Source organism: Streptomyces sp. NPDC104226, assembly GCF_055584085.1.
Map to the genome: position 1 here is coordinate 453075 of NZ_JBVJMS010000007.1, position 24583 is coordinate 477657.

The 24583-nt window shown below is 73.6% G+C and carries 13 protein-coding genes; 8 read left to right on the forward strand and 5 right to left on the reverse strand.

The genetic code is table 11. The features are described 5' to 3' along the window. Entirely contained in the window at nt 1-3684 is a 3684-nt protein-coding gene (locus ACZ60J_RS24005) for a nitrate reductase subunit alpha (protein ID WP_469684762.1), read from the reverse strand. Between the two features lie 229 nt (nt 3685-3913). On the opposite strand from ACZ60J_RS24005, the gene ACZ60J_RS24010 reads away from it, so the two are divergent. Further along, nucleotides 3914-4654, forward strand: a complete 741-nt coding sequence (locus tag ACZ60J_RS24010; RefSeq protein ID WP_469684764.1) for a YwiC-like family protein — start codon at nt 3914-3916, stop codon at nt 4652-4654. 50 nt (nt 4655-4704) lie between these two features. Here ACZ60J_RS24010 and ACZ60J_RS24015 read toward each other — a convergent pair whose 3' ends face one another. Both ACZ60J_RS24015 and ACZ60J_RS24020 read right to left on the reverse strand, forming a co-directional pair. After that, nucleotides 4705-5604 (reverse strand): GNAT family N-acetyltransferase, encoded by a 900-nt coding sequence (locus ACZ60J_RS24015; RefSeq protein WP_469684765.1) that lies wholly within the window; start codon nt 5602-5604, stop codon nt 4705-4707. A 70-nt stretch (nt 5605-5674) separates the two neighbouring features. Continuing rightward, on the reverse strand, nt 5675-8440 hold the full coding sequence (locus ACZ60J_RS24020) for a lysylphosphatidylglycerol synthase transmembrane domain-containing protein (protein ID WP_469684767.1): 2766 nt from the start codon (nt 8438-8440) through the stop codon (nt 5675-5677). 130 nt (nt 8441-8570) lie between these two features. On the opposite strand from ACZ60J_RS24020, the gene ACZ60J_RS24025 reads away from it, so the two are divergent. The 5 genes from ACZ60J_RS24025 to nudC all read left to right on the forward strand — a co-directional run bounded on the left by ACZ60J_RS24025 (nt 8571) and on the right by nudC (nt 20438). Beyond that, on the forward strand, nt 8571-8918 hold the full coding sequence (locus tag ACZ60J_RS24025) for an MGMT family protein (RefSeq protein ID WP_469684769.1): 348 nt from the start codon (nt 8571-8573) through the stop codon (nt 8916-8918). 306 nt (nt 8919-9224) lie between these two features. Next, nucleotides 9225-13076: a UvrD-helicase domain-containing protein gene (locus tag ACZ60J_RS24030; protein WP_469684771.1), complete on the forward strand. Its 3852-nt coding sequence runs from the start codon at nt 9225-9227 to the stop codon at nt 13074-13076. Between the two features lie 746 nt (nt 13077-13822). Further along, a complete protein-coding gene (locus ACZ60J_RS24035; protein WP_469684900.1) occupies nt 13823-17986 on the forward strand; it encodes a UvrD-helicase domain-containing protein in 4164 nt (1387 codons plus the stop codon). Nucleotides 17987-17996: 10 nt separating this feature from the next. Continuing rightward, complete coding sequence (locus ACZ60J_RS24040; protein WP_469684773.1) at nt 17997-19406, forward strand: dipeptidase; 1410 nt, start codon at nt 17997-17999, stop codon at nt 19404-19406. A 78-nt stretch (nt 19407-19484) separates the two neighbouring features. Beyond that, nucleotides 19485-20438, forward strand: a complete 954-nt coding sequence (nudC, locus tag ACZ60J_RS24045) for an NAD(+) diphosphatase (protein ID WP_469684775.1) — start codon at nt 19485-19487, stop codon at nt 20436-20438. A 93-nt stretch (nt 20439-20531) separates the two neighbouring features. Here the strand turns inward: nudC and ACZ60J_RS24050 are convergent, their stop codons facing one another. Continuing rightward, nucleotides 20532-21131 carry a DUF4328 domain-containing protein gene (locus tag ACZ60J_RS24050; protein WP_469684776.1) on the reverse strand — a complete coding sequence of 200 codons (600 nt, stop codon included), beginning with the start codon at nt 21129-21131 and terminating at the stop codon, nt 20532-20534. Nucleotides 21132-21334: 203 nt separating this feature from the next. Then, a complete protein-coding gene (locus ACZ60J_RS24055) occupies nt 21335-21595 on the reverse strand; it encodes a mycoredoxin (RefSeq protein ID WP_382758295.1) in 261 nt (86 codons plus the stop codon). Nucleotides 21596-21753: 158 nt separating this feature from the next. Between ACZ60J_RS24055 and ACZ60J_RS24060 the strand changes: the two genes are divergently transcribed. Beyond that, nucleotides 21754-23919 carry an ATP-dependent DNA helicase UvrD2 gene (locus ACZ60J_RS24060; RefSeq protein ID WP_469684778.1) on the forward strand — a complete coding sequence of 722 codons (2166 nt, stop codon included), beginning with the start codon at nt 21754-21756 and terminating at the stop codon, nt 23917-23919. Between the two features lie 169 nt (nt 23920-24088). After that, complete coding sequence (locus tag ACZ60J_RS24065) at nt 24089-24445, forward strand: hypothetical protein (protein ID WP_469684780.1); 357 nt, start codon at nt 24089-24091, stop codon at nt 24443-24445. Nucleotides 24446-24583 lie beyond the last annotated feature (138 nt).

Sequence of the window (24583 nt, forward strand, 5' to 3'; positions counted from 1 at the left end):
TTAGAACTCCACCTTCTGGTCGCGGCGGCGGATGACCGTCACCTCGTCGCGCTGGTTGCCGGTCGGGCCGAGGTAGTTGAAGGCCCAGGTGAGCTGGGCGTAACCGCCGATGAGGTGGGTGGGCTTGAGCATCACCCGGGTCAGCGAGTTGTGGATGCCGCCGCGGCGGCCCGTCTTCTCCGTCTTGGGGACGCCGACCGTGCGCTCCTGCGCGTGGTTCATGTACACCGTGCCGGGCGGCATCTTGTGGGAGACGATCGCGCGGGCGGTGATCACGCCGTTGCGGTTGACCGCCTCGATCCAGTCGTTGTCCGCGACGCCGATCGCCTCCGCGTCCTGCGGGGACATCCACACCGTCTGGCCGCCGCGGCCCAGGGTCATCATGTAGAGGTTGTCCTGGTACTGGCTGTGGATCGCCCACTTGTTGTGCGGGGTCAGGTACCGGACGGCCACCGACTTCTGCTTCTCGTCGACCGTGCCGAGCTCGGGCTCCCCGTACAGGGTGTGCATGTTGAGCGGCGGCTTGTAGACGGGGAGGGACTCCCCGACCTCGTGCAGCCAGTCGTGGTCGATGAAGAAGTGCTGGCGGCCGGTGAGGGTGTGCCAGGGCTTGAGGTGCTCGGTGTTGATCGTGAAGGCCGTGTACCGGCGTCCGCCGGACTCGGAGCCCGACCACTCGGGCGAGGTGATCACCGGGACCGGGCGGGCCTGGGTGTCGGCGAAGCTGATCCGCTTGCCCTCGGCCTCGGCGGCCAGGTGGGCCATGTGCGTGCCGACCTTCTTCTCCAGCGTCTCGAACCCCTGCGTGGCCAGGCGGCCGTTGCTGGTGCCGGACAGCGAGAGGATCGCCTCGCAGGCCTGCTGGGCCGTCTCCAGGCGCGGGCGGCCGTCGGCGACGCCGCCGCGGACCGTGCCGTTCTTCGCGCCGAGGTAGGCGACCTCCTCCGCGACGTCGAAGGTGATGGCCTTCGTGGTCACGCCCAGCTCGTCCACCAGCGGGCCGAGGGCGGCGAACTTCTCGCCGACCGCGCCGTAGTCCCGCTCCACGACCGTCAGGTTGTACATGGTCTTGCCGGGAACGGGCTCGCACTCGCCCTTCGACCAGTCCAGCGCGACGCCGCCGGGCTGGGCCATCTCGCCGCCGGCCGTGTCGTGCTGGAGGGCCGAGGCGACCAGGTCCTTGCGCACGCCCAGGTGGGTCCCGGCGAGCTCGCCGAAGCGCTCCGCCAGACCCTTGAAGGCGTCGTAGTCGGACTTCGCCTGCCACGGCGGGTCCACCGCCGGGGTGAAGGCGTGCAGGAAGGGGTGCATGTCCGTGGAGGACAGGTCGTGCTTCTCGTACCAGGTGGCCGCCGGGAACACCACGTCGGACAGCAGCGTCGTGGAGGTCATCCGGAAGTCCATGGACATGAGCAGGTCGAGCTTGCCCTCCACGTCCTCCTCCCGGTACGTCACGTCCTTCGGCGTGCAGCGCGGCCCGTCCTCGGGCAGGTTGGAGTGCGTGCCCAGCAGGTGCTTGAGGAAGTACTCGTTGCCCTTGGAGCTGGAGCCCAGCAGGTTGGCCCGCCATACGTTCAGCACGCGCGGCCAGTTGCGCGGGGCGTCCGGGTCCTCGCCGGCGAAGCCCAGCTCGCCGCTCTTGAGCTGCCGGACCGTCTCGGCGACCGGGTCCTCGGCCGCGCCCAGCTCCAGGGAGTTGCGGTCGAAGGTCGGGTACGAGGGCATCCAGCCCATCCGGGCGCTCGCCGCCAGGCAGTCCGAGCCGGTCATGCCCTCGAAGGCGCCGGTGGCCAGCGGGGAGGCCAGGGCCTCGGCCGGCAGCGTGTCGTACCGCCACTGGTCGGTGTGCAGGTAGAACCAGGCCGCGCCGATCATCTGGCGCGGCGGGCGCGACCAGTCGGAGGCCGCGGCCAGCGTCGCCCAGCCCGTGACCGGACGGCACTTCTCCTGGCCGACGTAGTGGCCCCAGCCGCCGCCGTTGCGGCCCTGGCAGCCGGTGAGGGTGAGCAGCGCCAGGAAGGAGCGGTAGATGGTCTCCGAGTGGAACCAGTGGTTCGTGCCGGCGCCCATCAGGATCATGCAGCGGCCCTGCGAATCCTCGGCCGTCTTCGCGAACTCCCGCGCCACGCGCGTCGCCTGGGCCGCCGGCACGGAGGTCAGCGACTCCTGCCAGCCGGGGGTGCCCGGGGCGCTCGCGTCCTCGTAACCGGTGGGCCACACGCCGGGCAGGCCCTCGCGGCCCACCCCGTACTGGGCCAGCATCAGGTCGAAGACGGTGGTGACCAGCCGGTCCCCGCCCGCGGTCGCGAGGCGCCGTACGGGCACACCGCGGCGGATCGTGCCGCCCTGCTCGTCGTCCTCGAAGCGGGGCAGGGTGATCTCGACGGCCTCGTCGGCGGTGCCGTGCAGGGTCAGCCTCGGAACGGTGTCACCGAGGTCGAGGTTCCACTCGGGCTGCTCGTTCTTGCCCCAGCGGTGGCCCAGCGATCCGTTCGGCACGACGGCCTCGCCGGTCGCGTCGTCGATCAGCACCGTCTTCCACTGCGCGTTCTCCGTCTCCCGGCCCAGATCGGCGGCGGTGACGAACTTCCCCGGAACCAGACCCTGATCGGTCTCCTTGAGGGACACCAGGAAAGGCAGGTCCGTGTACTTCCGGACGTAATCCGTGAAGAAGGGGGTCTGCTTCTCGACGAAGAATTCCTTGAGGATGACGTGGCCCATCGCGAGGGCCAGCGCACCGTCCGTACCGGGGTGCGGGTGCATCCATTCGTCGGCGAACTTGGTGTTGTCCGCGTAATCCGGGGAAACGGCGACGACCTTCTGGCCGCGGTAGCGGGCCTCGGTCATCCAGTGCGCGTCCGGGGTACGGGTGACGGGGACGTTCGAGCCCCACATCATCAGGTACGCGGCGTCCCACCAGTCGCCCGACTCCGGGACGTCGGTCTGGTCGCCGAAGACCTGCGGAGAGGCGACCGGGAGGTCGGCGTACCAGTCGTAGAAGGACAGCATCGGCGCGCCGATGAGCGAGTGGAACCGGGCGCCGGCCGCGTGCGAGGCCATCGACATCGCCGGGATCGGCGAGAAGCCGGCCACCCGGTCCGGGCCGTGCTCCTTGATCGTGTGCACGTGCGCGGCGGCGACGATCTCCGTCGCCTCCTCCCACGTCGCCCGCACCAGCCCGCCCTTGCCGCGCGCCTGCTGGTACGTGCGCCGGCGGACCGGGTCGGACTGGATGTCGGCCCAGGCCTCGACCGGGTCGCCGAGGCGCGCCTTGGCCTCGCGGTACATCTCCAGCAGGGCGCCGCGCACGTACGGGTAGCGCACCCGGGTGGGGGAGTAGGAGTACCAGGAGAAGGAGGCGCCGCGCGGGCAGCCGCGGGGTTCGTACTCCGGGCTGTCGGGGCCGACCGAGGGGTAGTCGGTGGACTGGGTCTCCCAGGTGATGATCCCGTCCTTGACGTAGACCTTCCACCGGCAGGAGCCGGTGCAGTTCACGCCGTGGGTGGAGTACACGACCTTGTCGTGGCTCCACCGGTCGCGGTAGAAGGCCTCGGCGGCGCGGCCGCCGGTGTGGTGGACGGTCCGCAGGTCGTCGGAGACCTCGGCGGTCCTGAAGAAACTCCCCGCCTTGATCAGCGATTCGGCGGCGTCCTGGTGTCCGTCGCGTGTGTGGCGCTCGTGCAAGGCGACCCTCCAGGCCGGAATAAAAGGCGGTGCGTGGGGTCCGGGCAAGATGACCCAGACACGACGCTACGCCCGGCGCGGAGGCGAATCCGATGACAAAGGTCCCGTACGGGCGTGACCTAATTCCGGTCTTTCACAGGCCGGGCGGATGCCACGCTGGAAAGGGTCAACTCCGGTGCACGGCCGGAAATTACGCGACCGAATACCAATTAGCGGAAGGCTGGGGAGCGTGGCGCCGAAGAAGGCCTCCTGGATCCCGGACCAGCACGGGGCGTGGGCGATGCTCACCGTGCCCTTCCTCGCGGGCACGTTCCTCTCGCCGCGGCCCGGGTGGCAGCACGCCCTCCTCCTGGCGGCCTGGCTCCTCGGCTACGCCGCGGTCTTCCACGCCCAGCAGTGGCTGCGCCTGCGCCGGGTCGCCGCCCGGCGCCCGGCGGTGGCACGGCGGCACGTCCGCCCGGCGCTCGTCCTCGGCGCGGCGACCGCCCTGGCGGGGATCCCGCTCGCGGTGCTCCACCCCTGGCTGCTGCTCGCGGGCGCGGCGGCGGCGCCCTTCGTGGCCGTGAACTCCTGGTTCGCGCGGAACAACCGCGAGCGGTCCCTGCTCAACGGGCTGGCCGCGGTGGTCCCGGCCTGCGGAATGCTGCTGGTGGCCGCCCGGCTGGGCGGCGGAGGGCTGCCGTGGGCGCCAGCCGCCGCCTGCCTGCTGTACTTCGCGGGCACGGTCCCGTACGTGAAGACGATGATCAGGGAGCGCAACTCCCGTACGTACTACCGCGGTTCGGTGGCCTACCACGCGGTGGCCGCCGCCCTGGCGGCCCTCCTGTCCCCGTGGCTGGCGATCCCCTTCGCGGGCTACCTGGCCCGCGCCGCAGCCCTCCCGGGCCGCGGGCTCAAGGTGGGGGTGGTCGGCGCCGTCGAAGTCGTCGGGTCCGCCGCCCTGTTGGCGTCACTGCTGCTGCTCTTCTGAGGGGGCGGGCTCCAGCGGCGCGCTTCCGTAGGGCGCTTCAGAGGCGCGCTTCAGAGGGGCAGCGAGCGGAACTCGTCCAGGACGGCGAAGCCCGTCCGGTCGTACAGGCTCATCGCCACCTCGTTGCCGCCGAAGACGTTGAACATCAGCGCCCCGTCACCGCCCTGCCGGGCGGCCCACTCGCCGACGGACATCGCGGCCCGGCCGTAGCCCCGGCCGCGGTGCTCCTCGTACACCTCCAGCGAGAAGCCGAAGGTCACGCCCGGCAGGAAGCCGTGGTTCACCCAGCCCGTGCCGATCACCTGTCCGCCGGCCTCCAGCGCGTAGAAGGCGTGCCCGGGGGTCGCGCGGCCCTGCGGGAGGTAACGGGCGAAGTCCTCGTCGGACTTGGCCCCGGCCTGCTCCGGGGTCAGGGCCCCGGCCCGGACGATGTCCGCCACGTATGCGGCCACCTCGCCGGCGTACCAGCCGGGGTACTCCTCCTCGGTGAGCGGGCGGACGGTGAGGCCCGACGGCAGGACGGGGTGCTCGGCGGCGGCCCGCAGCCGGGTCTGGCCCCGCACGGGATAGCCGGCGAACAGTCCGGCGCTGCCTGCGCCTGCCCCGGCGCCCGCGGCTCCGCCGGTGAGGCGGACCTCCACCCGCTCCGCGCCCCGCTCGGCGCACCACCGCTCGGCCCACGTGCGGGCCGCGGCCGCCGCCTCCGGCTGTGCCGCCGTCAGGTCGTGGATCCGGCCCACGGTCGCCCCGTTGCCCTCGGACACCCCGACCACGATCCAGCCGGCGCCGTCCGTGGCCACCGTCCAGCCGTCGACCCCCTCCAGCGCCCGCTCCAGCAGGGCCCGGGCGAGGGGCTCCGTGCATCCCGCGGCCCGGTACCCGGCGAGCACCCGCTCCTCGAAGCCGGCCCGCCATCCGTCGTGGTCGGGCAGGACCCGTATTCCGTTCATCCGGCCACCCTAGGCAGGGCCGCCGACCGGGCTCCAGCGGTTTAGGGCCGCCCTGGATCGCTCAGATCGCTCAGATCGCTTCCTTGCGCGTCAGGAAGTTGAAGGAGACCCATCCCGGCAGCACCGGCAGCCAGAACGTCGCCACCCGGAACAGCAGCACCGAGGAGAACGCCACCTGGCCGTCCAGCCCCGCCGCGACCAGACCCAGCGTCAGCGCACCCTCCACCGCTCCGATGCCGCCCGGCGTCGGCGCGGCCGAGCCCAGCGCGTTGCCGGCCAGGAAGACCACGGCGATGCTCGCGTAGCTGATGTCCTCGCCGCCGCCGAAGGCGCGGATCGAGGCGTCCAGGCACATCACGAAGCAGCCCGTCAGCAGCAGCATCCCGCCGATGCCGGTCAGCAGCTTCTGCGGCCGCTGGAGCACGTCCAGCATGCGCGGGACCACGCCCGCGAACAGGGCCCGTACCCGGGTCGCCACGAACTTCCGGAGGAAGGGCACGGCCGTGACCACGAGCACCAGCACGGCCACCGTCAGCAGACCGGCGATCACCGTCCTCGACGGGGTCATCTCGGGGGTCTTCTCGGTCCCCGTCAGATAGCCGAAGGACAGCAGCAGCAGGATGTGGCTCGCCAGCCCGAACAGCTGCGAGGCGCCCACGCTGGCCACCGCCAGCCCGGGCCGGATGCCGGCCCGCTGGAGGAAGCGGGTGTTCAGCGCGACACCGCCGACCGCCGCCGGAGCCACCAGCTTCACGAAGGATCCGGCGACCTGGGCCACCACGGTCCGCAGGAACGACACCCGCTCGGGCACGAAGCCCAGCAGGCTCATCGCCGCAGCGAAATAGCTCAGCCCCGAGAAGGCGAGTGCCACCCCGACCCAGCCCCACCGCGCCTCGGAGATGGTGGTGCCGAAGTCGACGTGCGCGATCTGCGTGACCAGGAAGTACGCGCCCAGCGCGCCCGCGATGAACGACACCAGCGTGCGCGGCCGGATCCGCTCCAGCCGGGCCGGCTCCACCGGCGCCTGCGGGCGGATCAGCAGCACCTGCTGGCGGATCTGGCTCAGCAGGTCCTCCTCGCGGGCCCCGTCGAGCGCGTCGTCCAAGGCCTTCTTCTCGGCCTTCTTCTCGACCTTGTCGATGGCGGAGCGCGCCGAGCCGGGGGCGGAGTCCGCCATGCGCGCCGCCTTCGCCGCCCGCGAGGACTCCAGTACGGCTTCCCGCTCCCGGTCCGCCCGCTCCCGCGCCAGCTTGCGCAGCGTCGCCCGCGTGGAGCGGCTCAGCGCGATCGGCTGGAGCAGCGGCAGACAGTCCGCCACCGCGTCCGGGCCGAGCACCGACACCGCCGAGGCGACCGAGCGCTCGGCGCCGACCCGCAGGCCGAGGGTGGTGAGGAGCTGCGCGATGTCCATGCGCAGCACGAGGTCGCCGGCCGCGATCTCGCCGCCGCGCAGGTCGGTCAGGGTGATCGTGCCCCCCGGGGTGCCGGCGCTGCCGTCGGCGCTGGCGGAACGATCCACCACGAGGGCGTCCCCGGTGAGCCGCCGGTGCGCGATCCGCCGGGACTGCAGGGCCCGTACCTGCTGCCACGCGTTGCGGCTCAGCTCGTCGGTGATCTCCTCGTCGGCCAGCGCGTCCAGGCTCCGTCCGCCCAGGTGCTCGTAGACGAGCATCACGGCGTCCGGACCCAGCTCGGAGGTGGCGATGAGCTTGGGCGCGTTGGCCCCGGCGGCGATGGCCGCGTACGCGAGCAGGGCCTCCTGCTCCAGCGCCTGGCGCAGGGACTGCAGACTGCGCCGGGTGGTGATCCCGCGCAGCGTGAGCCGGCGCCACACCCGGTAGTAGAAGCCCTGGGCCTGCTGCTCCCGGTCCACGACGGTGACGTCGAGCGGCGGGCCGTCCTCCAGCGTCACGTGGTAGCGCCGCCCGCGGTCGCTGACCTCCGTGCTGTCGTGGCCCTCGGGGGACTCGGCGCGCATCGCGCTGACCGGCTGGAAGCCGACCCGGCGCAGGCCCGCGAGGAGGTTCTGCCCGGTGGGGCGGACGTTCGGCGAGCCGACGGCGTACAGGGTTCCGTACGCGACGCTCCAGCCGATCAGCACGGTCAGGATGATCGAGAAGGGGGTGGTGTAGCCGCCGACCAGCATCGCGAAGGCGTCCAGCAGCAGGACCACCCACAGCGCGACGCGCCAGCGCGGGCGCCGGGTCATTCCGACGGCGGTCATGTACGCGATCACCGGCGCGAGGTAGCCGTGCACCGGATCGGTGAGGGCCCCGCCGGCCAGGGTGGGCCGGGTGAGGGCCTCCTGGATGGTCTCGGGGGCCGCCTGGGAGACCCAGAGGTCGGTGGCGAGGGTGACCCCGTGCGCCAGGACGGCCGCGAGCACGCCGTCGGCGATGCGCAGTCCGTCGCGTTTGATCAGCCGCTCGATGGCGAAGGCGACCGGGACGAGGAGCACCGCGATGCTCGACACCAGCCCGGCGACCTTGATCAGCACGTCGGGGGCCTGCCCGGTGCCGTTGCTGATGTCGGCTTCCAGACCCGCGGTGGTGCCGTGGGCGAAGGCGGCGATGCCGAGGACGACGGCGATGCCGAGGATCCCGACGAGGAGGCGTACGAGGTCGGAGGGGCGGTGCACGCGGGCGGCGAGCAGCGGCTCGTCGACCTCGACCTGGTCGGCGGCCGTGGGGGCGTGGCCGTGCGGGGTCTCGACGTCCTCGAGGCCCGGTGGCGGGCCTTCGTCTGGGCGCGCGCCGTCGTTCATCGCCGCGCCGTCCGGAGGACTCACACCCTGCTCCCTTCCCGTCGCTTCCGTCTCTTCTTGATCACGTATCACGCGTCACCGCCCGGAAGATGGTGGCACGGACCGGCGGCCGCGCGGGGCAGCAGGGTGCGAGCCGGTCCGGAACACCGGCTTCCACGTTCTTCACGCCCCCTTGTCGGTCCGGTGCGGCACCATGGGCCGAATGAGCGAAGAGCTGCCGGCGTACGCGGAGCGGGTGCTGGAGGCGGCCGAGCGGATTCCGCCCGGCCGGGTGATGACGTACGGCGACGTCGCGGAGTGGCTCGGCGAGGGCGGCCCCCGCCAAGTGGGCCGGGTCATGGCCCTGTACGGGGGAGCAGTGCCCTGGTGGCGGGTGGTGCGGGCCGACGGCCGTCCGCTGCCCGGCAGCGAGCGCAGGGCCCTGGAGAACTACCGGGCCGAGGCCACCCCGCTGCGGCTCACCGGCGACGGCGAACCCCGGCTCGACATGCGGCGGGCGCGCTGGGAGGGGGACGGCGCGGACACGGCACGGGACGAAGGTCACATGTGACAGCTTCGGCCATGTGCGGCCCGGAGGGGTGGTCGAAGGGACGTGCGAAGCCCCGTACGGGGGATGCGTGGGACCGGATGGCAGCGAGGACCGGAGTCCCGGGGAAACTGCGCCCGCCGCGCGCCGTGCCGTAGCGTTGCCTCTTCGGCTTCGGTTTCGGCCACTGCTCCGGGCACCGCCCGGGGCACCGCTCCGGCCGGGGCTCCGGCCGCGGTCACGGGCACCGCCCGGGCCGTCACCACAGCAGCAGCAACCGCTGCGGCAGCGACCGCCGCAACGGCAGACCCACCAGGACCGGCACCCCACGTGAACACCTCTTCCTCCGAAGGCCACCGCACCGAGCGGCGGCGTACACGGAACCCGGACGCGTACCGCCTGGTGCGTACCGGTGCGGAGCGGGTGGATCCCCCTGTGCTGGACGCAGCGCAGCGGGCGGTGGTTGAGCACACCGGAGGTCCGCTGCTGGTCCTGGCCGGACCGGGCACCGGGAAGACGACCACGCTGGTCGAGGCGGTCGCCGCCCGCGTCGAGTCCGGGACCGACCCCGCGCGCATCCTGATCCTCACCTTCAGCCGCAAGGCCGCGGTGGAACTGCGCGACCGGACCGCCCTGCGGCTCGGCGGGGCCCGCGCCCCGCAGGCCACCACCTTCCACTCCTTCTGCTACGGACTGGTCCGCGCCCACCAGGACACCGAACTCTTCGCGGACCCGCTGCGCCTGCTCTCCGGCCCCGAGCAGGACGTCATGGTCCGCACCCTGCTCGAAGGCCAGCGCCGGATCCGCTCCATCCGCTGGCCGGACGACCTGCGGGCCGCGCTGACCACGCGGGGCTTCGCGGACGAGGTCCGCGCGGTCCTGGCCCGCGCCCGCGAGCTGGGCCTCGGCCCTTCCGCCCTCTCCGATTTCGCGTCCCGCCTCGGCCGCCCGGACTGGAAGGCGGCGGCGGCCTTCCTCGCCGAGTACCTGGACGTCCTGGACCTCCAGGGCACCCTGGACTACGCGGAACTCCTCCACCGCGCGGTCCTCCTGGCGGAGCGCACCCCGTCGCTCTCCTCCCTGTACGACGCGATCTACGTGGACGAGTACCAGGACACGGACGCCTCGCAGCTGCGCCTGCTGCGCGCGCTCGCCGGCCCCGCCCGCCACCTGACCGCCTTCGGCGACCCCGACCAGTCGATCTACGCCTTCCGCGGCGCGGACATCAACAACATCCTGGACTTCGAGACCTCCTTCCCCGGAGCCGGGATCCACGCCCTCACGACCTCCCGCCGCTCCTCCTCCGCCCTCCTCACCGCGACCCGCCACCTGACCACCCGCATGCCGGTGCCGCGCCTGCCCTCGGCGGCGGTACGGGCCCACCGCGCGCTCGCCTCGACCCGCGAGGGCGGCCGGGTCGAGGTGTTCACCTACCCGACGGCCGGCGCGGAACTGGACAACATCGCCGACATCCTGCGCCGGGCCCACCTGGAGGACGGCGTGCCGTGGCAGGACATGGCCGTCCTGGTCCGCGCGGGCGGCCGCACCCTGCCGCAGATGCGCCGCGCCCTGATCGCGGCGGGAGTCCCGGCCGAAACGGACGGCACGGACTCCCCCCTCCGCCACGAACCGGCCATAGCCCCCCTCCTCACGGCCCTCCGCACCCTCGCAGAATCCGCCCTCCCCCCCACCACCCCACCCGCCCCGGCCGGCGACCCGGCCGGGGGCGGCGGTGGGCTGCCCGACGAAGCCGACGCCGCCCCCGCCCTGCCGGGCCCGGAGACCCTGCCCGGCTCCGGGCTGCCCGGCTCAGCCGGCGACCCGGACGCGCCCCGCGACGAGCTGCCCGAGGGCGTCGGGACCGCCCCCGGCCCCGCCTTGTCGGGCGGGGAGGCCCTGCCCGGCTCCGGGTTGCCCGGCTCGGCCGGCGACCCGGACGCGCCCGGCGACGGGCTGCCCGAGGGTGACGGCGCCGCCGCCCACCCCGTCGGGGCCCTGCCCGCGGCGGGCGAGCTGCCCGAGGGCGTCGGGACCGCCCCCGGCCCCGCCCTGCCGGGCCCGGAGGCCCTGCCCGGTTCCGGGCTGCCCGGCTCCGCCGGTGATCCCGCCGGGGGCGGCGCCGTGGGCGAGCCTGCTCGGGATTCCGGGGCGGGTGGGCGGGAGGCTTCCCCCGCCGCCGAAGGCGGCACCGTCCTGTCCGGCTCCGCCGGGGCGGAGGGGGGCCTCCGCGACGGAGTCGGGGCCGCTTCCGGCGACGTGGAGCCCGGCCCCGGGGCCGGGTCCGCCGCAGGCGAAGGGTGGATCGGGGTCGAGGCCGCGCTCGTGCTGCTGTCCTCGCCGCTGGGCGGGATGGACGCCGCCGACCTCCGCCGCCTCGGCCGCGCCCTGCGCGACGAGGAGCGGGCCGCCGGGGTCCGCACACCCGCGCCCTCCGACGTCCTCCTCGCCCGCGCCCTCGCGGAGCCCGAGCGGCTCGTCGCCCACGACCCCGCCTACGCCCGCGGAGCGCAACGCCTCGGCCTGCTGCTGCGCAAGGCCCGCGAGCTCCTCGAAGGCGGCGGCACCGCCGAGGAGGTCCTGTGGACCCTCTGGGACGGCACCCCCTGGCCGCAGCGCCTCGAACGCAGCGCCCGCCGCGGCGGGCCCGCCGGCCGCAACGCCGACCGCGACCTCGACGCCGTCTGCGCGCTCTTCGACACCGCCGCCCGCGCGGAGGAACGTACCGGCGGCCGCGGCGCCCTCAACTTCCTCGAACAGCTCGAAGCCGAGGACATCGCCGGAGACACCCTCACCCCCCGCGCCGTCCGCCGCGAAGCCGTCCGCCTCATGACCGCGCACCGCTCCAAGGGCCTGGAGTGGGGACTCGTCGTCGTCGCGGGAGTACAGGAAGGCCTCTGGCCCGACCTGCGCCGCCGCGGCTCCCTCCTCGAAGCCGACCGCATCGGCCGCGACGGCCTCGCCGAGCCCCTCACCCCCGGCGCGCTCCTCTCCGAGGAACGCCGCCTCTTCTACGTCGCCGCCACCCGCGCCCGCGACCGGCTCGTCGTCACCGCCGTCAAGGCCCCCGCCGAGGACGGCGACCAGCCGTCCCGCCTGCTCACCGAGCTCGGCGTCCCCGTCAAGGACGTCACAGGCCGTCCCCGCCGCCCCCTCGCCGTCCCCGCGCTCGTCGCGGAACTCCGCGCCACCACCGTCGACCCCGACGCCTCGCCCGCCCTGCGCGACGCCGCCGCCCGCCGCCTCGCCCGGCTCGCCGTCCTCACCGACGACGAGGACCGCCCCCTCGTCCCCGCCGCGCACCCGCAGCGCTGGTGGGGGCTGTACGAGCCCACCCGCAGCAGCGTCCCGCTCCGCGACCGCGACCACCCGGTCGCCCTGTCCGGCTCCGCCCTGGACCAGCTCGCCAACACCTGCTCCCTCCAGTGGTTCCTGGGCCGCGAGGTCAAGGCCGACGCCCCCTCCACCGCCGCCCAGGGCATCGGCAACGTCGTCCACGTCCTCGCCGACGAGGTCGCCTCCGGCCGCACCCCTGCCGACCTCGCTGTCCTGATGGAACGCCTCGACTCCGTCTGGGACTCGCTCGCCTTCGACGCCCCCTGGAAGTCCCGCCAGGAGAAGGACAACGCCCGCGCAGCCCTCGAACGCTTCCTGCGCTGGCACACCACCGACCGCGGGGGCCGGGCGGCCGTGGCCACCGAGCACGACTTCGACGTCACCCTCGACGCGGGGGAGTACGCCGTCCGGGTACGCGGCTCCATGGACCGGGTCGAGGCGGACCCGCAGGGGCGCGCGTACGTCGTCGACTTCAAGACCGGCAAGTCCGCGCCGACCGCCAAGGAGGTCGAGCGCCACCCGCAGCTCGCCGTGTACCAGCTCGCCGTGCGCGAAGGCGCCGTCGACGAGGTCTTCGACGGCCTGCGCCCCGCCCCGGGCGGCGCCGAACTCGTACAGCTGCGCCAGGGCGCCGCCCAGCGCGAGGGCGGCGACACGGTGCCCAAGATCCAGGCGCAGCAGGCCCTGGAGGGCGGCGCCTCCGGCGAATGGGTCGGCGACCTGCTCGCCACCGCCGCAGGCCGGGTCCTGGACGAGCGCTTCGCACCCGCCCTCGGCAAGCACTGCGACCACTGCTCCTTCCGCGCCTCGTGCAGCGCCCGCCCGGAGGGTCGGCAGACGGTGGAGTAGCACTTCAAGCCGCCCGACACTTGAGGCCCGGGGCCCGGGGCCCGGGGCGAAGCCCCAGGCGCCTTCAGCCCGGCATCCGAGGACGGGGCCCAGGCAGAGCCGGGCAAGCCTTCGGCCTGTCCGGCGTTCTGGGACGGGGTCCGGGCGGAGCCGGGGAAGCCTTAAACCTGTCCGGTGTTTGAGGACGGGGTCCGGGCGGAGCTGGGCAAGCCTTCAGCCCGTCCGGCATTCGGGGACGGGGTCCGGGGCGGAGCTGGGCAAGCCTTCGGCCTGTCCGGTGTTCGGGGACGGGGTCCGGGCGGAGGTGGGGAAGTCTTCAGCCCGTCCGGCATTCGAGGACGGGGCCCGGGCAGAGCCGGGCAAGCCTTCAGCCTGTCCGGCGTTCGGGGACGGGGTCCGGGCGGAGCCGGGGAAGTTTTCAGCCTGTCCGGCGTTTGAGGACCGGGGTCCGGGCAGAGCCCGGGGAACGGTGGAAGGGCGGGTAGGGGACTTTCCCCCCCCGCCCCGCCCCGCCCCGCGCAGCGGCAACGCGGCCTCCGGGCCCCGGGCGCGGGCTCCCGGCCCCGGCACGGCCCCCGCCGCAGGGCCCCGCCCCGGACCGCGCTGTCGGAGCGGGCGGCTAGCCTTTTCATGTGCCCGCACGACCCTCCGTACCGCCGTCCCCGCCGCTCTCCCCGCCCGCAAGCGCGCCGCAGGCCCCGGCCCCGGCCCCGGTCCTCACCGATCCCGAGCAGCTCAAGGAGCTCCTGGGGATCCCCTTCACGCCCGAACAGATGGCCTGCGTCACCGCCCCGCCCGCCCCGCAGGTCATCGTGGCCGGAGCCGGCTCCGGCAAGACCACCGTCATGGCCGCCCGTGTGGTCTGGCTGGTCGGCACGGGCGCGGTCGCGCCCGAACAGGTCCTCGGCCTGACCTTCACCAACAAGGCCGCCGGCGAGCTGGCCGAGCGCGTACGGACCGCCCTCGCACGGGCCGGGATCAGCGATCCGGACCCCTCCCCGGCCGAGGCCGGCTCCGCGGGCGGCGAGCCGCGCATCTCCACGTACCACGCCTTCGCCGGGCAGCTCCTCAAGGACCACGGCCTGCGCATCGGCCTGGAGCCCAGCTCCCGGCTGCTCGCCGACGCCACCCGCTTCCAGCTCGCCGCCCGCGTGCTCCGCGAGGCCCCCGGCCCCTACCCGTCCCTCACCAAATCCGTTCCGGACCTGGTCAGCGACCTGCTCGCGCTCGACGGGGAGCTCTCCGAGCACCTCGTACCGCCGGACCGGCTGCGCGCGTACGACACGGAGCTCCTCTCCGCGCTCGCGGACGTGAAGCTGAGCAACGACGACCTCCGCAAGGTCCCGGAGACCGTCCGGGGCCGCCTCGAACTCCTCGAACTCGTCTCCCGCTACCGCGCGGCCAAACGCTCCCGCGACCTCCTCGACTTCGGCGACCAGATAGCCCTCTCCGCGCAGCTCGCCACCACCCGCCCCGAGGTCGGCGCCCTGCTGCGCGAGGAGTTCCGCGTCGTCCTGCTCGACGAGTACCAGGACACCTCGGTCGCGCAGCGGCTGCTCCTGTCGGGGCTGTTCGGCGGCGGTACCGGGCACGCCGTGACCGCCGTCGGCGACCCCTGCCAGGCCATCTACGGCTGGCGCGGCGCCTCGGTGGCGAACCTCGACGACTTCCCCGAGCACTTCCCCTACGCCGACGGCCGCCCCGCCACCCGCTTCTCCCTCAGCGAGAACCGGCGCAGCGGCGGCCGCCTCCTGGACCTGGCCAACGAGCTCGCCGCCCCGCTGCGCGCCATGCACGAGGGAGTCGAGGCCCTGCGCCCCGCCCCGGGCGCGGAGCGCGACGGCTCGGTCCGCTGCGCCCTGCTGGAGACCCACGCCGAGGAGCTCGACTGGATCGGCGACTCCGTCGCCCACCTGGTCCGCACCGGTACGGAGCCGCGCGAGATCGCCGTACTGTGCCGCTCGGGCGGCGACTTCGCACGGATCCAGGCGGCCCTGGTCGAGCGGGACGTCCCCGTCGAGGTGGTCGGCCTGTCCGGGCTGCTGCACCTCCCGGAGGTCGCGGACCTCGTCGCCGTCTGCGAGGTCCTCCAGGACCCGGGCGCCAACGCCGCGCTCGTCCGGCTGCTCATCGGGCCGCGCTGGCGGATCGGCGCCCGCGACCTGGCCCTGCTGGGCCGCCGCGCCCGCACCCTGATCTCCCGCGCCCCGTCCTCCGCCTCCGACGACGACCGCCTCGCGGCGGCCGTGGAGGGCGTGGACCCGGCGGAGATCGTGTCGCTGGCCGACGCCCTGGAGACCTTCCTGGACGGCGCGGGCCAGTCCGCCCCCGACCAGCTGCCCTTCTCGGCGGCCGCCCGGGTCCGCTTCGCGCACCTCGCCCAGGAACTGCGCGACCTGCGCCGTTCCCTCTCGGACCCGCTGATGGACGTCCTGCACCGCGTCCTGTCGACGACCGGCCTCGACGTGGAGCTGGCCTCGTCCCCGCACGCGCTGGCGGCCCGCCGCCGGGAGACCCTGTCGAGCTTCATGGACGTGGCGGCCGGCTTCGCCTCCCTCGACGGCGAGGCCTCCCTCCTCGCCTTCCTCGCCTTCCTGCGCACGGCGGCCCAGTACGAGAAGGGCCTGGACCACGCCCTCCCCGGCGGCGAGAACACGGTCAAGGTCCTCACTGCCCACAAGTCCAAGGGCCTGGAATGGGACGTGGTCGTGGTCCCCGACCTCTCCGCGGGCTCCTTCCCGAAGGAGAAGGCCCCGGAGGCCTGGACCTCGTACCCGAAGGTCCTCCCGTACGCCCTGCGCGGGGACGCGCCGACCCTCCCGCCCACCCCGGAATGGACCTCGCCGGGCCTGCGCGCCTTCAAAGCGGCCCTCAAGTCCCACAAGGCCGTCGAGGAACTCCGCCTCGGCTACGTCACCTTCACCCGCCCGCGCTCCCTCCTCCTGGCCTCCGGCCACTGGTGGGGCCCGACGCAGAAGAAGCGGCGCGGCCCGTCCACGTTCCTGACCTCCCTCTACGCACACTGCGCCGCGGGCCACGGCGAGATCGAGGTCTGGGCCGACACCCCGGCACCCGACGCGGAGAACCCGTCCCTCTCCACGGACGCCGCCCCGGACCACTCCTGGCCCCTCCCCCTGGACCCCACCTCCCTCACCCTCCGCCGCCGGGCAGCCACCCTGGTCGAGTCCTACCTCCACCCCCCGACCACCCCGCCCCACGAGGACGACGCGGGCCATCCGGGGCCTCCCGGCCACCGGCGGACGCCGGGCGACCGGGGCGCCGCGGGCCACCCCGGAACTCCCGGCCACCGGGGTGCCGCGGGCCACCCCGGAACTCCCGGCCACCGGGGTGCTGCGGGCTACCCCGGAACTCCCGGCGACCGGGGTGCAGCGGGCCACCCCGGAACTCCCGGCGACCGGGGTGCCGCGGGCTACCCCGGAACTCCCGGCCACCCGGGTGCCGCGGGCCACCAGGGGACCCCGGACCACCCGGAGTACCGGACCTCCCCGGAGGACCTCTACCTCTGGCCCCCGCACTGCGAAGACCCCGCCTACGACGAGGAGCCCCCGGCCCCCTGGCCGGACCCGGCCGACGAGCCTGCGGATACGCCCCTCCCCTGGCCGGACCCGGCCGCCGGGGCGGCCATGGCGGACGCCCCTTGGCCGGACCCGGCTGACACACCGGCCGCGGAGGCCGCCCGGCCGCGGGCCGGAGCGGGCCGGGCCGTACCCGCCGCCGCAGGCGGGACCCCGCAGGGGGTCCGGGGCACAGCCCCGGTTCCGGGAAGGGGCGGGGTGGGGGAAGAAGAAGCCCCACCGCCCCCGGACGACCTGTGGCCGGACGCCGGGTACCGGCCCGAACCCGGCCCGAGCCAGTCCGCGCCCGCCGACCCCCTGTGGCCGGAGGACGGCACCTGGGCCGAGCCCAGGCCGCGCCCGCGCCCCGCCGCGCCCGGCGCCGACTCCCTGTGGCCCGAGGACGAAGCCGGCCCGAGCCAGTCCGCGCCCGCCGACCCCCTGTGGCCCGAGGACGAAGCCGGGGACGCCGGCCGGGACGCGTCCCACCCCCGACGCCCTGCGAAGCCCGGCCGTACCGGCGACCCGTGGTCAGGGGCCGGCCCCGACCCCGGCCCCCTCACCCCCGAGGACGCACGGGCCATCGCCTCCTGGGACCGGGACCTCGACGCCCTGGAGGGCGAGCTCCGCCGTGCCCGCGAGGCCGTCCGCGACGTGGAGCTCCCGTCCGCGCTCTCCGCCAGCCAGCTGCTGCGCCTCGCCTCCGACGAGCAGGGCTTCGTACGCGACCTCGCCCGCCCCATGCCCAAGCCCCCGCAGCCCGCCGCCCGCCAGGGCACCCGGTTCCACGCCTGGGTGGAGTCCCGGTTCGACGAGCTGCCGCTGCCCCACCTCGACGTCCTCGACCCCCTCACGGACCTCCCCGGAGCCCAGCCTCCGGGAGGCGACGGTTCCGACCAGGACATCGCCGACGAGGCCGACCTCGACTCCCTCAAGGCGGCCTTCGAGCGCAGCCCGTACGCCGACCGGACCCCGTACCGCATGGAGGTCCCGGTCCAGCTGACCCTCGCCGGCCGGGTGATCCGCGGCCGGATCGACGCCGTCTACCGGACCGCAGCCACCGACGGCGCCCCCGATGACCCCGATGGCCCCGCCTACGAGATCGTCGACTGGAAGACCGGCCGCACCACCGAGGCCGACCCGCTCCAGCTGGCCGTCTACCGCCTGGCCTGGGCGGAGGCCACGAACACCCCCCTCGACAAGGTCACGGCAGTGTTCCTGCACGTCCGCAGCGGCCGCGTCATCCGCCCCCGCAACCTCCCCGACCGTGCTCGTCTTGAGCGGATCCTCCAAGGCAAAACGGACACGGAAAGCGACCATCGAACGGACGGCTAGGCTCGTGGCCATGAGCGACACCCCGGCGGACAGCGTCGTCCGCACGTACATCGACACCCACCGCGCGGCCTTCCTCGACGACCTCGCCGACTGGCTCCGCATTCCCTCCGTCTCGGCCCAGCCCGAGCACGCGGACGACGTACGGCGCAGCGCCGACTGGCTGGCCGCGAAGCTCAAGGAGACCGGTTTCCCGGTCACCGAGGTCTGGCAGACGGCCGGCGCCCCCGCCGTCTTCGCCGAATGGCCGAGCGAGGACCCGGCCGCCCCCACCGTCCTCGTCTACGGGCACCACGACGTGCAGCCCGCCGCCCTCGCCGACGGCTGGCACACCGACCCGTTCGAGCCGGTGATCAAGGACGGCCGGATGTACGGGCGCGGCGCCGCCGACGACAAGGGTCAGGTCTTCTTCCACACCCTCGGGGTCCGGGCCCACCTCGCCGCGACCGGCGCGTCCGCCCCCGCCGTGCACCTCAAGCTGCTGATCGAGGGCGAGGAGGAGTCCGGTTCCCCGCACTTCCGCGCCCTCGTGGAGCGCGAGGCGGCCCGCCTCGCCGCCGACGTCGTGATCGTCTCCGACACCGGCATGTGGTCCGAGACCACTCCCACCGTCTGCACCGGCATGCGCGGCGTCGCCGACTGCGAGATCGACCTGTTCGGACCCGACCAGGACATCCACTCGGGTGCCTTCGGCGGCGCCGTGCCGAATCCGGCCACCGTCGCCGCCCGCCTCGTCGCGGCCCTGCACGACGCGGACGAGCGGGTCACGATCCCCGGCTTCTACGACAACATCGCCGAGCTCACGGACGCGGAGCGCGCGCTGATCGCCGAGCTCCCCTTCGACGAGGCCGAGTGGCTCCGTACGGCCAAGTCGTACGCGGCTTCGGGCGAGGCCGGCTACTCCACCCTGGAGCGCGTCTGGGCGCGCCCGACCGCCGAGGTCAACGGCATCGGCGGCGGCTACCAGGGCCCCGGCGGCAAGACCATCGTGCCCGCCTCGGCGCACCTGAAGCTGTCGTTCCGCCTGGTCTCCGGGCAGGACCCGTACGAGGTCGAGACGGCCGTCACGGCCTGGGTCACGGAGCGCGTCCCGGCCGGAATCCGGCATTCCATCACCTTCGGGGCGCCGACCCGGCCGTGCCTGACGCCGCTGGACCACCCGGCCCTGCAGTCGGTCGTCCGCGCCATGAGCCGGGCCTTCGGCCAGAAGGTCCGCTTCACCCGCGAAGGCGGTTCGGGCCCGGCGGCCGACCTCCAGGACGTGCTGAACGCCCCCGTCCTGTTCCTCGGGATCTCCGTACCCTCCGACGGCTGGCACTCGCCGAACGAGAAGGTCGAGCTCGACCTGCTCACCAAGGGGGTCGAGACGGCCGCCTACCTCTGGGGCGACCTGGCCGCCCACTGGAAGCCGGCGTCCGCTTGAGCACGCCCCACCCGCCACCACCGCCACCGCACACCCGTCCGTCCTGCTGAGCCTGCCTGTGTCCCACCACCGGGGGAGTTGGAAGTACCTGTGAGCACCCATACCGAGTCCGAGCGTCCGATCTCGCTGGCCGCGCCCAGCGGAATCGACCGCGCCGCGCACCACCGCCTCGACGAGGCGTGGCTCGCCGCGGCCTGGAGCCACCCCAGCACCCGCGTCTTCGTCGTCTCGGGCGGCCAGGTCCTGATCGACGACACCCCCGACGGCGGCACCGAGATCGTGATGACCCCGGCCTTCGAGGCCCCGGTCACCGAGACCCACCGGTACTTCCTGGGGACCGACGAGGACGGCGTACGGTACTTCGCGCTGCAGAAGGACTCGCTGCCCGGCCGCATGGACCAGTCGGCCCGCCCGGCCGGCCTGCGCGAGGCCGGAATGCTGCTCTCCGCACGGGACGCCGGGCTGATGGTGCACGCGGTGGCGCTGGAGAACTGGCAGCGCATGCACCGCTTCTGCTCCCGCTGCGGCGAGCGCACGGTGGTCGCCGCGGCCGGGCACATCCGCCGCTGCCCGGGCTGCGGGGCCGAGCACTACCCGCGGACCGACCCGGCGGTGATCATGCTGGTCACGGACGACCAGGACCGCGCGCTGCTGGGCCGCCAGGTGCACTGGCCGGAGGGCCGCTTCTCCACCCTCGCCGGGTTCGTGGAACCGGGCGAGTCGATCGAGCAGTCCGTCATCCGCGAGGTCTGGGAGGAGGCGGGCGTCAGGGTCGGCGAGGTCGACTACATCGCCAGCCAGCCCTGGCCGTTCCCGTACAGCCTGATGCTGGGCTTCACGGCGCGCGCCGTCACCTTCGACATCACGGTCGACGGCGACGAGATCCAGGAGGCCCGCTGGTTCTCCCGCGACGACCTGCGTACGGCGATCGAGGCCGGCGAGGTCCTCCCGCCGGCGGGCATCTCCATCGCGGCCCGCCTGGTCGAGCTCTGGTACGGCAAGCCCCTCCCGAAGCCGGTCGCAACCGGCTGACCGGCCCCGCCCGCCCCTTCGGCTGCACCGGCGTGGGCCCCCGTTAGGACGGTGGGCCCGCGCCGGTGTCCGTCGTTGCCCGTCGGAGCTTCGTCAGGTCATGTTCAGGTACGGCAGGGGCCCGGCCGGCTGCGCGGCGGTCAGCCGGCGGATGACCGCGAGCGCGAGGAGCGCGCACAGGATGTTGAGGCTCTCGTCGACCGGGTTGCGGTAGTCCGTCCGGCCGAGCACCAGGAGGTGGAAGGCGACCGAGATCGGGCCGTCGAGGAGCCAGACGAACCACCAGGCGTTGATCAGCCAGGCGTCGCGGGGCGGGCCGCCCGCCCGGTGGATGTCGAGGGTGATGCGACGCGGCACCCACCACATGGCGAGCGGGATGACCCAGGCGCCGAGGGCGAAGCCGGGGGCGTACGCGTGGCTGCCCGGGGCGAGCACCTCGGCGTTGCCGCGGACGCGTCGGAACCAGAAGAGGAACGAGATCCAGCACGCCACCTGGAGCACGGCCGGGAACGGGACCATCTCCTCCGCGAGCCAGGGCGAGTCCTTGCCGCCGGTCGCGATGACGTAGACGTCGGTGAGGGCCGAGGTGGCGATCAGCGACTGGGCGACCAGGGCCGGCCCGGCCGGATTGCGGAAGAGGTGGCGGGGCCCGCGTACCGCGGCTTCCCCCACGGGCACGTTGTACTGGCTCATGCCTGCTCCCGCACGGCCCCGGAAGCGCTCCCGCGCAGTTCAAGATCCCCGCCGATGCGGAACACGGTCGTACTCACGTATGTGCTTCCTCCCCCTTGACCAATGTGATCAAGGGGCCACGCTAACAGGCCAGTTGACGGCCTCCCGTGCAACGCAGAAGCCCCCGCCGGGGCGGGGGCTTTCCGTGCGTGGAGTTCAGCACATCAGACGGCGAGGGCCTGCTTGACCTGGGCCAGGCTCGGGTTCGTCATGACCGACTCGTTGCCCGCGGAGGAGGTGACGAGGACGGTGGGAACCGTCTGGTTTCCGCCGTTCGCCTTCTCCACGAACGCCGCGGACTCGGGGTCGAGCTCGATGTTGATCTCGGTGTACGCGATGCCCTCCCGGTCCAGCTGCTTCTTCAGCCGGTTGCAGTAGCCGCACCAGGTCGTGCTGTACATCGTGACGGTGCCCGTGTCCTGCATGCTGCGCTCTCCTCTGTGAAGGCTCGGTGGTCCGAGTACTCGAACGCACGGGACCGCGCGGCCATTCCCGGACCCCGCATTTCGCACCGGTACGACCGGTGGTGCGGGCCTGTGGACAAGTTTCCCGCCCCCCTCACGAGACCTGGCAGCATGGCAGGGTGACATCAGCAACGCACTCCTCATCCATCACGCCCGGCGCCGACTCGGCCGACGCGGTGCTCCTGGGCCTGGACCCGGAGCAGCGCGAGGTCGCGACGACCCTGCGCGGGCCGGTGTGCGTGCTCGCGGGCGCCGGCACGGGCAAGACCCGGGCGATCACCCACCGCATCGCCTACGGGGTCCGTTCCGGCCAGCTGATGCCGGCGAGCGTGCTGGCCGTCACGTTCACCAACCGCGCCGCGGGCGAGATGCGCGGCCGCCTGCGCGAGCTGGGCGCGGGCGGGGTGCAGGCGCGGACCTTCCACTCCGCCGCCCTGCGCCAGCTCCAGTACTTCTGGCCCAAGGCGGTCGGCGGCGACGTACCCCGGCTGCTGGAGCGCAAGATCCAGTTCGTCGCCGAGGCGGGCGCGCGCTGCCGCATCCGCCTGGACCGGGGCGAGCTGCGCGACGTCACCGGCGAGATCGAGTGGGCGAAGGTCACCCAGACGGTCCCCGCCGACTATCCGGCGGCCGCCCGCAAGGCCGGCCGCGAGGCCCCCCGGGACCTCGCCGAGATCGCCCAGATCTACGGGACGTACGAGCAGCTCAAGCGTGACCGCGGCATGATCGACTTCGAGGACGTGCTGCTCCTCACCGTCGGCATCCTGCAGGACCGCCACGACATCGCCGAACAGATCCGCACCCAGTACCAGCACTTCGTCGTCGACGAGTACCAGGACGTCAGCCCGCTCCAGCAGCGGCTGCTGGACCTCTGGCTCGGCGAGCGCGACAGCCTCTGCGTGGTCGGCGACGCCAGCCAGACGATCTACTCCTTCACCGGCGCCACCCCCGACCACCTGCTGAACTTCCGCACCAAGTACCCGCAGGCCACCCTGGTCAAGCTGGTCCGCGACTACCGCTCCACCCCCCAGGTGGTCCACCTCGCCAACGGGCTCCTCGCCCAGGCCAAGGGCCGCGCCGCCGAGCACCGCCTGGAGCTGGTCTCCCAGCGCGAGACCGGCCCCGACCCGGTCTACGCCGAGTACACCGACGAGCCCGCCGAGGCCGAGGGCATCGCCCACCGGGTCCGGGACCTCATCGCCGCCGGGGTCCCGGCGGGGGAGATCGCCGTGCTCTACCGGATCAACGCCCAGTCCGAGGTCTACGAGCAGGCCCTCGCCGACGCCGGAGTCCCCTACCAGCTGCGCGGAGCCGAGCGCTTCTTCGAGCGCGCCGAGGTCCAGAAGGCGATCCTCGCCCTGCGCGGAGCCGCCCGCTCCGGGGGCAACGACCGGCTGCTGGACGACGTCGTGGAGCTCGGGTCCCAGGTCCGCGCCGTGCTCAGCTCCACCGGCTGGAGCAGCGAACCGCCCGCCGGCTCCGGTGCCGTCCGCGACCAGTGGGAATCGCTGGCCGCGCTGGTCCGGCTCGCCGAGGACTTCGCCCGCAGCCGGCCGTCCGCGACCCTGGCCGACCTGACGGTCGAGCTGGACGAGCGCAAGGCCGCCCAGCACGCCCCGACCGTCCAGGGCGTCACCCTCGCCTCGCTGCACGCCGCGAAGGGCCTGGAGTGGGACGCCGTGTTCCTCGTGGGCCTGACCGACGGCATGATCCCGATCACCTATGCGAAGACCGACGAGCAGGTCGAGGAGGAACGCCGGCTGCTCTATGTCGGCGTCACCCGCGCCCGGCACCACCTGACGCTCTCCTGGGCCCTCTCCCGGACTCCGGGCGGCCGGGGGGCCCGGCGCCCCAGCCGCTTCCTGAACGGGCTGAGGCCGGGCTCCCTGGCGCCGGGAAGCAGGCCGGGCGGTCCGCTCGACCCCGGGGCACGCAAGCGGGGCCGCCGCGGCCCGGCCGTGTGCCGGGTCTGCCGCAAGACGCTGACCGACGCCGGCGAGCTGAAACTGATGCGCTGCGACGACTGCCCTTCGGACATGGACGAAGGGCTCTACGAGCGGCTGCGCGACTGGCGCGCCGTCCAGGCGAAGGAGCAGGGGATGCCCGGCTACTGCGTCTTCACGGACAAGACGCTGATGGCCATCGCGGAGGCCGCGCCCTCGCAGGAGGGAGAGCTCTCGATGATCTCCGGCGTGGGTGCCCGGAAGCTCGAGCGGTACGGAGCCGATGTGCTGGCCATCTGTGCAGGTGAGGAGCCTGGGACGGAAGATCCTGACGACGCGTAGAAACTCGTCGGAAAAATAGTTTGCACATGCCCAGCGAAGCCCCATAGGTTCTTAGCAACGGAAACGGTGGCTTCTCCGAAGCCCCTGATCCGTGCTGTACTTATCCGAATACGCATGGGATCAGGCCTCCGGGCCGAAGTCCCCGAGACGCCGAGAGGAGGCGAGACCAGTGACCAGCTTCATCACCACCACCAAAATGACCGATCGCTCGGTCGCCGCTTCCTGCACGCTCGGCTCCTCCACGCTCCTTGCCCTCACGGGTACCGGTCTGCCGGTCACCGGTCTGTCTGCGATTTGCGCCGACAGCCCCGTCCGGCCCGCCGCCCCCGTCTCGCTGCTGGTCAGCGAGCGCAATGAGCGACCGACCAAGGCACCGGTGGCAGTACTGGCAGCAGAAGCTCAGGCGCATGGCGCCTATGCCTTTGCGGCCGCCGCCGGCGCCGGATCCCAGAAGACGCAGACGAAGAAGCAGCACCACCTGATGTGGGCCTACCGCGGGCTCGAACCCTGGAGTGATCCAGTCTGATCTGACGATCAGACCGGCGCCTTCAGGGCCGCGGAACCCCACCCGGGATCCGCGGCCCTTCTGTTTGTCCCCGAACGGGGACGACGGACCGAAGGGGCGAGGTACCCCAGCCGCCCCCGGCCGACCGGCCGGAACGAC

Excerpts from the sequence above, each read along its gene's own strand:
- ACZ60J_RS24015 (WP_469684765.1), bottom strand. The coding sequence starts at position 5,604 with ATGAACGGAATACGGGTCCTGCCCGACCACGACGGATGGCGGGCCGGC.
- ACZ60J_RS24025 (WP_469684769.1), top strand. The coding sequence starts at position 8,571 with ATGAGCGAAGAGCTGCCGGCGTACGCGGAGCGGGTGCTGGAGGCGGCC.
- ACZ60J_RS24040 (WP_469684773.1), top strand. The coding sequence starts at position 17,997 with ATGAGCGACACCCCGGCGGACAGCGTCGTCCGCACGTACATCGACACC.
- ACZ60J_RS24050 (WP_469684776.1), bottom strand. The coding sequence starts at position 21,131 with ATGAGCCAGTACAACGTGCCCGTGGGGGAAGCCGCGGTACGCGGGCCC.
- ACZ60J_RS24055 (WP_382758295.1), bottom strand. The coding sequence starts at position 21,595 with ATGCAGGACACGGGCACCGTCACGATGTACAGCACGACCTGGTGCGGC.